The sequence below is a fragment of the Austwickia sp. TVS 96-490-7B genome, assembly GCF_019331795.1.
Lineage (GTDB): Bacteria > Actinomycetota > Actinomycetes > Actinomycetales > Dermatophilaceae > Austwickia.
In genome coordinates this window covers 1-15,243 of the sequence record NZ_JAHPZL010000048.1, presented here as the reverse complement: position 1 = coordinate 15,243, position 15,243 = coordinate 1, and the positions used below count along the sequence as shown (strand labels likewise).

Genomic DNA, 15,243 nt, shown 5'->3' with positions numbered 1-15,243 from the left:
GGGTTGGACGGCCGTCCAAGCATAGAGCGCCAAGGGAACTCGTGCTGAACAGCCTCCCTATTCGGTCAATGAGGCGTCCAAAGGGCTCAGCTCAGCGCTTGAAGGTAAAGCTGTGCGCCGAACGGCCGACAGGCCTAGGGTACCTGCCATACCGGGTTTGTCACTACCGGGAGAGGATAGCCCCATGTCTTCACCAAGCGGCCTGCAGGTTCACCTCCAGTCTGGCGGCTACGAAGCTGTCACCGTGGAAGTCGGCGCAGGATTGCGTCAACTTCACTGGTCAGGGCGCCCCTTGCTGCTCGGCTACGGCCCCACCCACATCTGTCCAGACTATCGCGGTTCCGTGCTGGCACCCTGGCCCAACAGAGTCATCGACGGCAAATATGAATACGACGGCCACACATATCAACTCCCTCTGACTGAAGCATCCCGCGGGCATGCCTTGCACGGTCTCGTTCTTTGGGACAGATGGCAGCTCAGTGATCACACCGACGCCAGCGCCACATGGATACTGCACAGCGTCCCCCAACCCTGGTACCCATGGTCGCTCAGCCTGAGATGCACCTACGCTCTCGACGCCGAAGCTGGCCTCACCTGGTGCCTCACCGCGCGCAACGACTCCCCCACGTCGGCGCCGTACGGCTGTTCGATTCATCCCTATGTCGTGGCACCCACCGGCACCACCGATGACTGGACCCTCACCCTGCCTGCCGACCAGGTCCACACCACCCTCGACAGCAGACTCACGCCAGGGCCCGTCGCTACCGTCGACTCCACGCCGGGCACAGATCTCCGACGTGGAACTTCCCTGCGAGGAATCCAACTCGACCATGCATTCACCAGATTGATCCCGAACTCCGCATCGCCGTTGCCCTACAGTGCGACACTCACCGATTCTCGCGGCGAAGGAGTCATCCTCAACTGGGGTGACAACCTTGAATGGGCGCAGGTCTACACCTGCGACGCTCCCGAAAGGCCCTGGCACAGAAGTGCGGTGGCGATAGAACCGATGTCATGCCCCCCAGATGCCTTCAATTCAGGCCTCGGCCTGCTCCATCTTGTGCCCGGCGAAGAGGTCTCGCACCAGGTACAGATCACGGCTGTCTCATAGAAGTGAGGCTTTCGAATCGTCAGCAACGGGACCTCGAAGGTGAGCTGTTGATCAACCGTCCAACTCTTCCCGCAATGGCTCTATACTCCTCAGCATGAGCAACGGCTTCTTCGTCAACACCGAGCACTTGAAGCAAAGTTCTTCAACCATCAAAAGGATCGCAGACGAAACATCGCATTCGGCATCTTCTGAGGCAGTAAGTGATGTACAAAGCGCCATGCCATTTTCGCTATCCTATGTCGCAGCATTGGCAGCATCCGCAGAGATCGAAATGGCCTTCATGGCCTGGAAGATTCAATTAGAGGAAACTTCTAATCGCATTGATGCGAGTTGCAAAAATTATGAGGAATGCGACAAGAGGATCACTGAGGACTTAAAAAGCATCAAAGGGGGCATGGGGTAGATTTACATTTTAAATTCAGGTTGAAAACCGTTAGGTTAGAACAGAAAAGGTAACACCCAATGACCTTGCCCTCGCATATCACAATCGATACCGTGCTCTCTTGGAAGCCTGAAGCCATCGTCGACTCGGCAACGAAAGTTGAGCAAGCGGCATCCAAACTTATCGCTCAAGCTAAAACTATAGAGTCTACGTCACATGAAATATCAGATTGGAAGGGCCGAGCAGGCGATCTAGCCCGTGAGCAAATTCAGAATAGATACCACAATGGCTTGGCGCTTTCTCGATCACTAGATGCGGTTAGTGAAACTTTAAAAAGAGGCGCGCAAGAGATTAGCTCTGCAAAGATGGGATTGCAATCAATCAAATTGCAAGCGGAGGCTGAAGGATTCAAGGTTCATGGGAACGGTGAGGTTTCCTGGGAAAGCAAGCCCCTTAGCTCCGCAGATGGCGACTCTTTGACACCGGGCCAACGTCAGCAACAAGCCGATCTGGAACGACACCGAAACCACATGAGGGCAATGCGCCTCCAATCGGATATTCAAGGTCAGGTTCAATTAGCAGCTGAAGCAGATAAAAGACTGTCATCCAAGCTGGTTGCACTAGACCTTCCTCGCAGCCTTCTTCTCTCAGAAGATGTCCTGGCTCGAGCCATCAAACAGGGCATAAAGATTACCAAAACAGCATTGGGTCTTCGAAAGAAATTCAAAAATCTGAAAGCAAAATCCAAAGCTCTCAAGCAATTCTTCAAGAATTTTAAAACAATCTCCAAAAACAGAGAGCTTTTCAAAAGCATACTCAAAGAGATGAGGGCGGGGAAGAAGCTTATAGACAACGCTGATGAAGTCGCAAAGACCATGGAAAAAATTATCAAACCATTTTTTCCAAAAATTCCCGGCGTAGTCAGTAAGGCGGATAAATTATTGAGAGCATCTGGAAAATTTGCAGGCGTCGTGGGGGCGGGATTGAACGTCTATTCTGGCTTGAAAGATATGTACGATGGAGGCGGCTATTCAGGCGCCAGAGGCACCGTGACCAAAGTAATGGGTGGCGTGGGTGTAGCTAGTGGGCTGGGTGTGTTGTTATGCTCAAACCCTGTGGGATGGGGTATAGCTGCAACTGGCGCGACAGCCTATGCACTGTGGGGTATCGGAAATACTATTTACGATCACAAAGACCAGATTGCAGCCGCAGCCTCTAAGGCTGGGAAAGCTATTGGTAACGCATTCCCGGCAGTTCCTGAATTCTTTAAAAACGCGGGGAGGTATGCTGCCGGACCTATGACAGTTCCCCTTAGATAAAAAGCCTATAGTTTTCTGGAATATTGCATAACTCATAGTTAGCAATAAATAGAATTGCATCAATTTGCAGACTGTTGTATCAGCATTTCTGTTGGATGCCATGTAACATCATTACCACATGCTTAACATTGTCACCACATTTTGGAAGGATAATGAACACTATAATGGAAACACCAGAAGATGCTTTTGCTGACGGCACAATGAAAGAACAGAGCGTGCTAATCGCTAGGTTTACTGACGAGGAATTAATTGTCCTGTCAAGAGAACCTGGCGTGGCGGTATTTCCCGTTTTACACAGCATGAGCGAAGATCATCAGAAGGTTGCAACCCAGACCGCCTACAGATCCTTGACCGCCAGAGGCATAATTCAGGTTGTGGACGGGAGTGAAGCTGAATGGTCTATTTCATTTGACAATGGAGGCAAAATTCCTGATGAAACTGTGACATTTTCACTTCCGGAAATTATTTCAAACCTTATTGATGTCAGAGATGGCGCCTCGAATGTGGTGGCAATCGCACGAACAACAGCGGAATCTGAACAATATAAGTATATTTATGTTGCAGATGGCGCGGTGCTGGAAGAAGAAGTCAACTCCACTGGTCTGCATAGTTTCTCAGTAGCAGAGTACCCTTACCTACACAAGGCAATTCTTTCATGGGCTCTGCACCCAGATGCTTCAGATGGTTCGGGTGCACCTATTTTTTGTGGTGACCCTGAAGAAATAATCCCCCCAGTTGAGCTACTTGAGATTTTAGGTGAATCTCTGGTTCGATCTGATTTGATTATTAGGACTGATAACTCAGAAAATCCTCTTCTTGTGGGATTATTCAGTGGTCCAGCCGGGACGTGGATGAGCCAGGTAGAGCTAGGTTCTCAGCAACAGGTTTCTATAGATCCAGTCGCTGTTGAGCTTGTTTCTCAAATTATCAGTGAGCTTATTTCGCCTATGATTTCACACTAGAAAAAGATCTAGACCGCAAGACAAGGGCTGCAAGTAAAGAGTTCGGCAGAAAAATAGCATTTGCATAATGCTACCCTAAACTGCTGATTATCGTACTACCTACGCGCATACCAAATCTCCAACCAATGATCACATTTATGAAGACTTGAAGTGTTATCATCATACTGGGCGGGGCTTATTGGTTCTCAGGTATTTAGGACAGGGTTGACATGCAATTCTCAGAGGCACACACGTCACTGACCGCTCCAGTCTCAAGCTCCAAAAAGACTACTATAGTCGGCATCATCATAGCAATGATACTGGGCATGATCTCTGGGTATCGCAATTCAACTGAGCCTGTGAGTGCCTCATTTCCATTCATCATTCCCACTTTCCTTTTTGCCTTTTTTATGATATCAAACTCTTTCCCTAGAGTTTATCTGACCGGAACTGGCACATGGTTCGATCCAACACCTCAGGCAATCTTGCTGAAAAGATTTCTCATATTTCCCCAGAGGATTCGTTTGGATCGACCGGTCGCTGTGCATTTCAATCAATTTGAAGCCACCCAAATTGTTTTTGAGTCCGGCCTCAAACGCATCCCTTTGCATATCTTTGATTCTGACCAGGATTATTCTCTCCCTCCTCAATTGCTGGTGCTGCTAGCAGCCGCTATCGACCGTCCAAATATTATTAGGGGACATGAATCGGCTCAGATCTTGCGAGAGCAAGCTTCACATTTAGTCAATGGAGGGGCTCTCGAAAATTCTCCACTAGCACTCATCTCTCATCTCACCATGGATTGGCCTTGGCGACGGCTCTACCACCCGGACGGCGTTGGGTTCTTCCAGATGTGAGTCACTCAGGCTTGGACATTGAGTGCTCAGGTCGCACATCGCCTGAATGATGTTTGGGCACAACGTCAGACTCGAATTTTGTTCTTCACTCGCACTACGCAGACATTGGTGGCGTCTTTCCATGGCATGGAAAGACGCCACCAATGACCTTTGCTTGGATGGACTGTCATCTCACGAGACAACCTGCTCCTGCAATTAAGAAAGCATGGACGCCGGGAACCCAAGCTCAGGTGATGGGGTTGGCTTACCAGCTGTTGAAAGCCACGCTCGGAAGAAACTGGTCAGATCTTGACCCGAAACCTTACTGGCATATGCCACAAAATCTGTGACCTTGGCATTGCCGTATTGATGGTCAGCCAGCCAGCCGCGAACAATGGACCAGAACACTGGATCACCTACCTTGTTGCGCAGAGCCTGCACCGCCATCCCGCCACGGTCATACACTGCAGAATCAAACTCGTGTCCCGGGCCTGGATCTGAGACGATCACATTCCAGAAGTTGAGGCTACTGTCTGGCACATCGTCGTACGTCTGCTTGAAGATGGCATTGGCGTCTCGGCCCCCATGAGTCTCTTCGTACCTCCATTCAGTCCAGGTCGCAAAGCCTTCGTTCAGCCACATGTCCTTCCAGTTAGCCACACTGACTGAATCTCCGAACCACTGGTGAGACTGTTCATGAACGATCACACCGAGATTTGACCCATACGACCAGAACTTCGGCGAATAGACCGGACGCGTCTGATTTTCCAGCGCGAAACCCATCTGCGCTTGAGGTGCTACGCCTCCGGTAGCGTCAAACGGGTAAGGGCCATACTGTGATGCCAGCCAGTCAACAATCTCAGGTGTCTTAGCAAGATCCTGCGCTGCACGTTTGGCAGCATCGCCACCGCGGCTAGTCACCGCGTTCACCCACGGCAGACCTGATGTGGTCTTTCCCTGAGTGATATCGAACTTGCCGATAGCCATGAACGCCAAGTAGGTCGCCATGGGTTTACTTTCCTGCCATGACCACGTCTCCGTGTCCTTGGCATAGGCCGTCTTCTGCAGTGTGCCGTTACTGATGGCCTGCAGTCCACGGGGAACTGTCATAGACACGTTAAATGTTGCTTTGTCTCGTGGATGGTCATTGCTGGGGAACCACCAGGCAGCGATCTCTGGTTCGCCCACAGCCACAGCGCCATCATCGGTGGTCACCCACGCCGTAGAGCCGTTGACCAACGTCTTGGCCGGCACCCCGGCGTACGTGACAGCGACCTTCATCTCGGCACCCTTAGCCAGCGGTGTCGCCGGAGTGATCTGAAGTTCCAAGCCCTCAGATTTGCTGAACTTCGCAGCGGCACCATTGACTGTGACGGCGGAAACGTTCAGAGCAAAGTCCACGTTAAACCGGGTGAGAGCTTTCTCAGCGGTAGCGGTGATCACGGTCGTGCCAGTGAGCAGCCCGGTGTCCGGGACATACTTGACCTTGATGTCGTAATTGCGCACGTTGTACCCGCCATTACCATACTTAGGGTAATAGGGGTCACCCATACCGGCGCCACCTGCGCCTCCCCGTCGGGGGGCAGCAGCTGCTGCAAACGCTGATTTACGCCGATCCGTGGGAGAACTGGTGTCGTGGCTGTCCGGCTTGCTGACGCCGGGCACTCCTGCGGGTTGACTCGAAGGCGTGGGAGAGCTCGCCGTAGCGGGGAGAGATCCCAACGTGACCAGACCAAATGCAGTCGCGACGGTGAGCCCAACCTGCCAGGTATTGCGCTTCTTGCTGTGACGCATGTCGTTTCACCCCAGCTCATGTGGTTAACAGGGATATGACATTCCTAATACCCCTCACGAACGGCATGAAACAACCTTTACCAAAGCTTGGATAACTCCACGTCGAGACAAGGAGAAAAGCAGGCTTTTTCTTGAACCGCCTGGAATCTGGTCAATATGGCAGATGCACACCCAAGATTGCAGCAATCGCAGTGATGACAGGCCACGTTGCCAGGGCGCAGACTGCCACCCATGACAGCACCCACAGCTGGGCAGGAATCCAGGTGAGTTGAGCTAAGACTCGATGATCGTCGATCCCTCTCCCAGATCGCCATACCGCCCCCAAATGACGCCATGCCCCCACGATCAGCAGACATCCAGATCCCAGCAGCACGTTGCCCTGCTGCGCTGCGCTGCCTGACCACCAGAGCCACCCCAACGCCCCGATGCTGGCCACCATGACGAGGAGCGTCAACGCAGATCGCACCCGGAACACCACCGCTAACAGGACCAGCAGGATCACTGACAGCGCTGGAGCAGCCCACCCGTGCAGTGAGATCCACACCAGCAGCGAGCCCAGAAAGGCCGGGGCCGGATACCCAGCCCAGGTCGTAGCGATCCGGCCGAAACCGCGGGGCCGGCCACTGGTCACTGCGTGCCCCGACCCGTCCCCACTCACCACAAAACCGGTGAAGCGGCGTCCGCAGGCCACGCCCACCCCTGCATGACCGAGTTCATGGACGAGGGTCACGACCAGTCGAAAGGACTGCCAGATCGTCGGCACGAATGCCACGACAGCGGCAATCGTCAAGGACAGCAGGATCGTAAACGTCGAGTGTTGTACGTCGTACCCACCAGGCGCTATCCGGTCACGGAGAAGAGTCCACCATTCCACGGCGGCGAACATACCGACCTCTCCCACCCTGGCCGCCGCGCCATGCCGAGGTCGACAGCGCCGGTGCGGTGATCGGTCATCGCGACGATGTGTGGCACCGCCAGAGATCAGCCCCGGAGCTGGATGACCGTCGAGGTCATCACCAAGACTGCCAACGTGAAGAGAAGGACAGCGAAAGCGAGAGTGAGTTTGCGCGGATCGAGACGCCCCGACACGGCGGCGCCCAGCACAGTGCCCACCGCAGCGAAGGATCCAAAAATGAGGATGACAGGCCAGTCCACATCAAGGCCGGTGCCGATACGGGCAGCCAGCGCCACACCGCTGTTGATGCAGATCACAAGGAGTGAGGTGCCCACGGCATCAGGCATGGCGAATCCGAGCACCAGGACGAGGGCGGGGACAACGACGAATCCGCCGCCGACCCCGAGGAAACCGGTGAGTAAGCCGACTCCAGTAGCAGTGAGGACCACCGCGGGGAGGCGGCGGCGGTGTCGGTGGTGGTCGTCAGAGTCGCTGCTGGTGCGGAGGCGATGCAGCATCGACAGGGCGGCGGCCACCATCACGAGCGCGAAGGTGAACATCAGAGCTGGCGCTGGCACGGCGCGAGACAGTAACGAGCCTGGGACGGTGCCGAGGACACCGATGGCACCGAAAAGGAGGCCGTCACGGATCTGGACGCGGCCGGCGCTGTGGTGGGACACGATCCCGACTACTGATGTGGTGGTGACGATTACTAGCGAGCCGGTGGTCGCTGCCACAGGTGATTGGCCGAGCAAGTAGACGAGGATGGGGACGGTAAGGATGGCACCGCCGCCACCGAGAGCACCCATGACGATTCCGACAGCCAGGGCTAGTGGGGGCAGTGCCACCAGTAACGCCATGTCAGTCCTGATGTCTCAAGCTGGAGAGCACCTCATCGATGGAGGGCTCTAGGTCGCGGTTGTAAGGGAGTTTGGCGAGTAACGCACCCATCGCACAGGAGTCGGTGAGTGCCGCAGTGACCAATCCCGCGCCGATGCCTGCGGCGACCCATTTCAGTGGGGCGACTTTGGTGCTGGCCAGGATGCTGGTGCCGACGATGGAACCGGCGACGAGGCGGACTTGGCGTTCGAGGTCCCAGCGGGATTCGCCGCGGACGATGGGGGCGTTGATCTGTTGCCAAGCGACGATGCCTCCACCGAGGACGTGGAGACGGGACAGGCCAGCGGCAGCGAGGGATTGTTCGGCTTCTTCGGCGCGGCGGCCGGTGCGGCAGATCAGGACCACTTGTTCGTCGAGGGGACCTGCCAGTTGGTCGAGGTGTTCACGCAGGAGCGGCAAGGGCACGTTGGATGAGCTGGGGATGTGTGCAGCCCGGTATTCAGCAGCGGAGCGGACGTCGATGATGCGGGGCCGGTCGGCGCGTTGAAGCCATTCGCGGAGTTCTTCAGCGTCAATGCGGGCGGGCATGGTCCTGGTGAGGTGAGGGTCACTCACCGGGTGGAGGCCATGATTGGCGGCTTCGCCTCGGGTGAGGGTCGGTGCGGTGGGGAATGACATGACGGCTCCTGTGGTGTGGCGGTAGTGACGTCGATGATCTCGTGCTGTCTAGGTGGGGCAGCTCCTGACGTCCGCTCGACGCTACCAAATACCCCCAGGGGTATTAGTTGATGGGGCGGAGCTCTACGCACGCCAGCGCCCAACGGCCGCACCTCCCATGTCATCTTTCCGGAGAGCCACGTTGTCGACATCCAGCGATGTCGACAACGTGCTCCCACACCACTGCTCGTCTCGGCGGTCCAGAATCAACAATGGGGATTGACGTCACGCCTCCGTGAGGACCTCCATGGCCACCACCCTCTACCAGCTCGGCCGGATCGCTGCGCAACGCGCCTGGGTCGTCGTGCTGATCTGGGTCCTCATCCTCACAGGCACCGCCACTGCAGCAGTCACCTTCCGCGGCCCGTTCGCCGCTGCACTGACGATCCCCGGCACGGAATTCCAAAACGTCCTCGACGATCTGCACCACAGCCTTCCTCGCGCTGCAGTCAGCATCGGCACCGTCATCTTCAGCACCCGGGATGGCTCCCCGCTCACCGACAACCAACGCCGCGCCGTCGCCGATGTCATCGCACGCTGGAAGAAGATCGACGGGATCGACGACGTCATCGACCCCTTTGCGACTCAACGCCAACTGGATGACGCAGCAACCAAAGTCACCGACGGTCGGGCACGAATCGCTGCTGGGCGACGCAAAATCAACGACAGTGAACGTGCTCTCGACGCCGCCGAAAAATCCATCCGCCAAGGGCAGCGCACCCTTGACGACACCAAGAAAAAACTAGACGACGGACGCCATCAACTCGACGAAGGGCGGCGTAAGTACGACGCGGGACGACGCGAATATGACGCCAACGCATCCAAACTCACCGACGGACGCCGCCATTACGACGAGGCCCGCGCCACCCTCGAAGCAGGGCGACGCGAATATGACGCCAACGCATCCAAACTCGCAGATGGGCGCCGCCATTACGACGAAGCCCGCGCTGCTCTCGATACGCGCCAACGCCTCGTCGACTCTGGTCAACGTGAGGTCGATCAAGCGCTCAGCAGCGCTGGACTGACTCGGAGCACACTGCCCACCACCATTGAGCAGCTTCAGACCGCAAGAGCCACCCTGCGACATGACTACGACACTGCTCGCAGTGAGTACGGCGACGACGATCCCCGCACCCAGAAGCTTCTCGGGGAGCTGCGCGCCGTCGAAAGCCGCCTCACACCTTTAGAAAAACTCGCCGCCACCATCACCACCCTCACCTCTGGACAGACCCACATCGACTCTGGTCGCAAGCACCTCGACGGGACACGGGCTCGGCTGGAATCTGCAGCAGCGGCTCTCGCCACTGCCAAAACCCGCTTGGACACCGGCAGCGCTCAATTGCACAGCGCCGCTGATCACATCAACACCGGACAACGACGCCTCGACGCCGCCACCGCCCAGCTGAACGCCGCCACAACCGAGATCATCACGCATCAGCAACGCCTTGATACCGGCCTTACCCAATGGGAAGACGGCCGAAGAAAACTCGACGCCGCGCGGAAAAAACTCGCCGCTGGGAAAGCCACCACCGCCCACGCCACGGCTGCGCTGCCTGCCTCCGAAACTCAACTCACCCGGGGCGAACGCCGAATGGCCCTCACTCACGGCATGCGTGCCGTCACCGAACGTGGCGATGTCGCTGCGGCCCAGGTGCTCTTCACCCAGCGCGCAGAATCCGTCCCCGCCGCCACCAAAAAAGCCATCCCAGCGGAGGCCACCTCACTGGAAGCGGCAGCAGTGGAAGCCACCTACTCCCGAGAAATCTCTCAAGAGCTCAGCATCATCGGCCCTGGAGAAATCACTGGTCTGGCCATCGCAGGGATCGTCTTGATCGTCATGCTCGGATCGCTCCTGGCGGCTGGGCTTCCGCTGCTCACCGCCCTGATCGGGGTAGCCGTGGGAATCCTGGGGGCGATCTCACTCACCGCCCGAATAGACATGGCTGACATCACTCCCGCGTTAGCGTTAATGCTGGGCTTAGCGGTAGGGATCGACTACGCCCTGTTCCTCGTCAACCGACACCGGGAACAACTGTGCCAGGGGGTCCCTCTAGTCGAATCAATCGCCCGAGCGACCGGAACCGCCGGGAGCGCCGTCCTCTTTGCTGGTCTGACTGTGGTGGTGGCGCTATCTGCTCTCACCCTCACTGGGATCCCGTTCCTGGGTGTCATGGGGGTGGTGGCCGCGGCGACCGTCGCCGTGGCCGTCGTGGTTTCGATCACTTTGACTCCAGCATTGTTGTCACTGCTTGCTGGGCGGGTGTTGTCCCCCCGATCACGCCGTACTCTGGCAGCCACATTGCATGACGAGCAGGATGATGCCACCAGTGTCCTTTTGACCGAAGGTCACGGCCGGGGTTGGGGTGGTCTGGTCACCCGGCATCCTTGGGTGACACTCATCGTGGCGACTATGGCCCTGTCCGTGCTGGCAATCCCGGCAGGAAAACTCGCGCTGGGTTTGCCGGACGCGTCGTACGAACCGCAGGACACCACGGCATACCGCACCTACCAGTCGATCGCCGACCATTTTGGGGCTGGCCGCAACGGCCCAATCATCGCTGTGGCCACAGTCGAACCGAGCCGCGCCACCCGACCAGATGACCCCGACGGTGTGACAGACCTGCAACTGGACGTCGGGGAGAAACTCAGAGCGATCACCGGGGTGTCGTACGTCGTCCCGTTCGGTGCGAGCGACGACCGTCGTACCCTCGCTTTCCAGGTGGTGCCGACCACCGGGCCCTCCGACGAAGCCACCACCACGCTGGTGCACCAGTTACGGCGCAGCGCCCCAGAGATCGTCACGGATGCCCACCTCACCTCGTTGGGTTACGCCGGGCAAACCGTGGCAAACATTGACATCTCCGCCGCGCTGGCCGCTGCTCTTCCGACGTACCTGTTGGTCGTGGTGGGAATCTCCCTCGTGCTGCTGCTGTTAGTGTTCCGATCAGTAGTTGTCCCCCTCCTCGCTACCGGCGGTTTCTTGCTGTCAGTAGCAGCAGCTTTTGGTGCGGTCGTGCTGGTGTATCAGTGGGGATGGCTCGGGTCACTCTTAGGTGTCAGTCATCCCGGACGGGTGCTGAGTTTCCTCCCCACCCTTGTCATCGGCATCTTGTTTGGACTGGCTCTGGACTACCAGATGTTCCTCGTCTCCGGGATGCGCGAAGCCTGGGCACACGGCCACCCCGCCCGAGCCGCAGTCAGATCCGGATATCGGCACGGCGCCCGAGTGGTCACCGCGGCAGCTCTCATCATGACTGCGGTCTTCGGGAGTTTTGTGCACGCCGAATTGACGATGATCCGACCCATCGGGTTTGCCCTGGCTATCGGAGTCCTCATCGACGCCTTCATCGTACGAATGACAGCGATGCCAGCAGTGATGCACCTTGTCGGCGAACGTGCCTGGTATCTGCCGCAATGGTTGGACCGAGTCTTGCCTGACCTCGATGTCGAAGGCACCAGGATGCTCGCCGCACGCACCAGTGAAAACCCCGCGACCAGTCTGGACGACCCGCATCGCGGGTGACGGCAACCTCACCGCCACCCGCGACACCCAGGTCAGCTACGCCGAACTCGCAGAGTCACAATCTGGAACGGCCGCAACGCCATCTCAACGAGGTCACCCTCATGACTGATCACCGGGATCAGCCCTTCGTCATGGGGGTCGGTGAGGTCATCCTCCAAGATCCCCACAGCGCGCACCTCCGCGGCAGCAAAACCGCACCGCACCTGGGCACACCCCCGACGGCCAGACGACTCGTACAGACGCACAATGACGTCCCCAGAGCGATCCTCGGCAAGCTTGACCGCCTCGACCACTGCCGTCCCGGACACAACCTGCACCAGCGGCGCCATCGCGTCTGGGGCGACCCCCATCGGGGCAGTGCTCAGGTCCCGCAACGGCAGATTCACCGCATAACCATGCACAGCTGCCTCAGCCCGATCCGCACCAATGACCAGACCCACGTGGTAGTCGTGACCTCCCAAATCAGTGTCCGGGTCAGGGAAACGCGGCGAACGTACCAACGTCAACCGGACCTGAGAGAACGTCCCACCGCCGGTACGTGCATGCCGGGTGACCTCGTGCCCGTAAAGGCAGTCATTCACCACCGCCACCCCAAAACCGGGTTCACCCACGTGGACCCAGCGGTGCGCGCACACCTCGAAACGGGCCGCATCCCAGCTGGTGTTGACATGCGTGGGACGCACCATATGCCCAAATTGGGTCTCAAAAGCGGCCTCATCGGCGTGCACATCCACGGGGAAAGCCACTTTGAGGAGATGCTCCCGCTCATGCCAGTCGACATGGGTCCGGACATCAAGGCGTCGGCCACCAGGATCCAACGACAACTGCTGGGTCACTGTGGAGTCCCCGAAAGTGCGCACCACCTGCACGCGGGGACCCTCACCATCGTCACGGACCATGACCGTCCCGCTGGAGACATCCTGCTTGCTGTGCCGGTAATACTCGTCAATGTCCCAGGCATCCCATTGCGCCGGGAAATCCTCATGCAGGTGCAACTCGTTACCTCTGGTGCCCGGTGGGAGAGTCTCCCGACCCGTAGCGAGATCCATCGCCGACACGATGCACCCGTCATCGTCGATCACTACTCGGACCACCCCGTTATCCAGGACCGCGCCACCCTCATGACCGGCCACCGTCACCGGTGCAGTAGGAGGTAGCGGTCCACAGCTCATCGGGGGAATCCCCCGGACCGGGACCGGAGCGGCGTTGACCAGGCCCGTTGCGCCAAGAACCTGAAGCGTGTCCGCAATGACGCTTTCCAGATCTGTGGCTGCACTCGCATGCGCCTGCGCGACTTCCCGATGCACCCAGGAAATCGAGGTCCCTGGAAGGGTGTCATGGAACTGGTCGAGCAAAGCTTGCCGCCAGATCCGCTCAAACACCTCGTACGGGTAGGTGGCGCCCAGCCGGACTGCTGCGGTCGTTGCCCACAGTTCAGCTTCCCGCAAGAGATGTTCAGTACGGCGATTGCCGCGTTTGGTGTGGCGTTGGGTGGTCAGCGTCCCGCGGTGAAATTCGAGGTAAAGCTCACCTCGCCACACTGGCGGATCCGGATGTTCGGCTTTGGCATCGTCGAAGAACTCCCGAGCGGTACGCAGTGTGACCTTGGGAACACCTTCAAGGTCCGCGGTGCGATGGGCGCGATCCAGCATGTCCCGAGTAGGTCCGCCGCCACCGTCGCCGTATCCAAAGGGCACCAAAGAATGGTCAGCGACATCCTTGTCGCGGAAGTTGTCGACGGCATGGCGCAGTTCCCGCATCGACAGTTCGCTGCCATAGGTGTCTACCGGTGGGAAATGAGTGAAGATCCTGGTCCCGTCAAGACCTTCCCAATTGAACGTGTGGTGCGGGAACTTATTGGTCTGGTTCCAGGAGATCTTCTGGGTGAGGAAAGCATCAATACCGGCAAGTCGGAGCAGCTGCGGCAACGCCGGGGTATACCCAAAAGTGTCCGGCAACCATCCGATGGTCGCTCGGGCGCCCGCTGCTTGCTGAAGGTAGCGCTGCCCATGGAGGAACTGACGTACGAAGGCTTCGCCACCGACCATGTTGGTGTCTGATTCCACCCACATCCCACCGACCGGTTCGATCGCCCCGGACTGGATCGCCGCGCACACCCGATCAAAGAGCGCAGGTTGGTCAGTTTCCAACCAGGCAAGGTGTTGCACCTGACTGAAGGCAAAGCGGAAATCGGCATCGCGGTCAATGAGGGCGAGCACATTGCTCAATGTCCGAGCGACCTTACGGCGGGTCTCCCGGACCGGCCACAACCACGCCGAGTCGATATGGGCATGGCCGACAGCGGTCAGGCGGTGCGCGCTGGCTTCCGCCGGGGCAGACAGTGACGGGTCCAAACATTCTCGAGCCGCCGCTGCGCCACCTGAGATGTCTTGCAAAGGGAGCGCATCCAAGCAGCGTTCCACGTCCCGTACGACGCGACGACGACGTACCCCTTCTGGGAGAGCGTCTGCCAGGTCAAGCATCGCTTCCAGATCATCGGCGAGCGCGACCACGGTGAGGTCGCGAACGACGAGGTCGATCCGTCCCAGCGTGTAGATCGGCGTCGGGTCACCCTTCTCACCTCGATGCGTGGGCAGGAACGGGTGGACTTCCAACAGCAGCGGATTCGCTGCCGCCTCGAGATACAGGACCTGTTCTCCCGGGCGGTCAGCTACCGACACCCACGTATTGCGGGGATTGACTGCTTTGACGATCTCGCCAGCGGCGGTGAAGATCAAGCCTTCGCACTGGAAACCTGGAGAATGATCAGCCCAGCCCAAGTCGATCGCAAGTTCCACTGGGCCAGCAGGCCGGTCTTCGGGGACGTCGAATCGCAACTCAAACCAACTGGTCGACCACACTGGCCCCCACCGGTCGCCGGCAGC

The 15,243-nt window shown here is 58.1% G+C and carries 11 protein-coding genes; 6 read left to right on the top strand and 5 right to left on the bottom strand.

Annotated elements, in window-relative coordinates; all coding sequences use genetic code 11:
• Window positions 1-184: 184 nt before the first annotated feature.
• The 5 genes from KEM60_RS16065 to KEM60_RS16045 all read left to right on the top strand — a co-directional run bounded on the left by KEM60_RS16065 (window position 185) and on the right by KEM60_RS16045 (window position 4,610).
• A complete protein-coding gene (locus KEM60_RS16065; protein ID WP_219232452.1) occupies window positions 185-1,111 on the top strand; it encodes an aldose 1-epimerase family protein in 927 nt (308 codons plus the stop codon).
• Window positions 1,112-1,205: 94 nt separating this feature from the next.
• A complete protein-coding gene (locus KEM60_RS16060) occupies window positions 1,206-1,514 on the top strand; it encodes a type VII secretion target (RefSeq protein ID WP_219232450.1) in 309 nt (102 codons plus the stop codon).
• A 59-nt stretch (window positions 1,515-1,573) separates the two neighbouring features.
• A complete protein-coding gene (locus KEM60_RS16055; protein WP_219232448.1) occupies window positions 1,574-2,812 on the top strand; it encodes a WXG100 family type VII secretion target in 1,239 nt (412 codons plus the stop codon).
• Between the two features lie 164 nt (window positions 2,813-2,976).
• Window positions 2,977-3,774: a hypothetical protein gene (locus tag KEM60_RS16050; protein ID WP_219232446.1), complete on the top strand. Its 798-nt coding sequence runs from the start codon at window positions 2,977-2,979 to the stop codon at window positions 3,772-3,774.
• Window positions 3,775-4,079: 305 nt separating this feature from the next.
• Window positions 4,080-4,610: a hypothetical protein gene (locus KEM60_RS16045; RefSeq protein WP_219232444.1), complete on the top strand. Its 531-nt coding sequence runs from the start codon at window positions 4,080-4,082 to the stop codon at window positions 4,608-4,610.
• Between the two features lie 195 nt (window positions 4,611-4,805).
• Here the strand turns inward: KEM60_RS16045 and KEM60_RS16040 are convergent, their stop codons facing one another.
• The 4 genes from KEM60_RS16040 to KEM60_RS16025 form a co-directional block, all read right to left on the bottom strand.
• Window positions 4,806-6,383, bottom strand: coding sequence for a M1 family metallopeptidase (locus KEM60_RS16040; RefSeq protein ID WP_219232442.1), 1,578 nt, complete (start codon window positions 6,381-6,383; stop codon window positions 4,806-4,808).
• 151 nt (window positions 6,384-6,534) lie between these two features.
• The gene (locus KEM60_RS16035) at window positions 6,535-7,269 is read right to left on the bottom strand and encodes a M50 family metallopeptidase (RefSeq protein ID WP_219232440.1); all 735 of its coding nucleotides are present in this window, start codon (window positions 7,267-7,269) and stop codon (window positions 6,535-6,537) included.
• Window positions 7,270-7,364: 95 nt separating this feature from the next.
• A complete protein-coding gene (locus KEM60_RS16030; protein ID WP_219232438.1) occupies window positions 7,365-8,138 on the bottom strand; it encodes a sulfite exporter TauE/SafE family protein in 774 nt (257 codons plus the stop codon).
• Between the two features lies 1 nt (window position 8,139).
• A complete protein-coding gene (locus KEM60_RS16025; RefSeq protein WP_219232436.1) occupies window positions 8,140-8,796 on the bottom strand; it encodes a rhodanese-like domain-containing protein in 657 nt (218 codons plus the stop codon).
• Window positions 8,797-9,082: 286 nt separating this feature from the next.
• Between KEM60_RS16025 and KEM60_RS16020 the strand changes: the two genes are divergently transcribed.
• Complete coding sequence (locus KEM60_RS16020) at window positions 9,083-12,358, top strand: MMPL family transporter (protein ID WP_219232434.1); 3,276 nt, start codon at window positions 9,083-9,085, stop codon at window positions 12,356-12,358.
• A gap of 32 nt (window positions 12,359-12,390) precedes the next feature.
• Here KEM60_RS16020 and KEM60_RS16015 read toward each other — a convergent pair.
• On the bottom strand, window positions 12,391-15,243 hold a 2,853-nt coding region (locus KEM60_RS16015; protein WP_219232431.1), incomplete at its 5' end, for a glycoside hydrolase family 38 C-terminal domain-containing protein.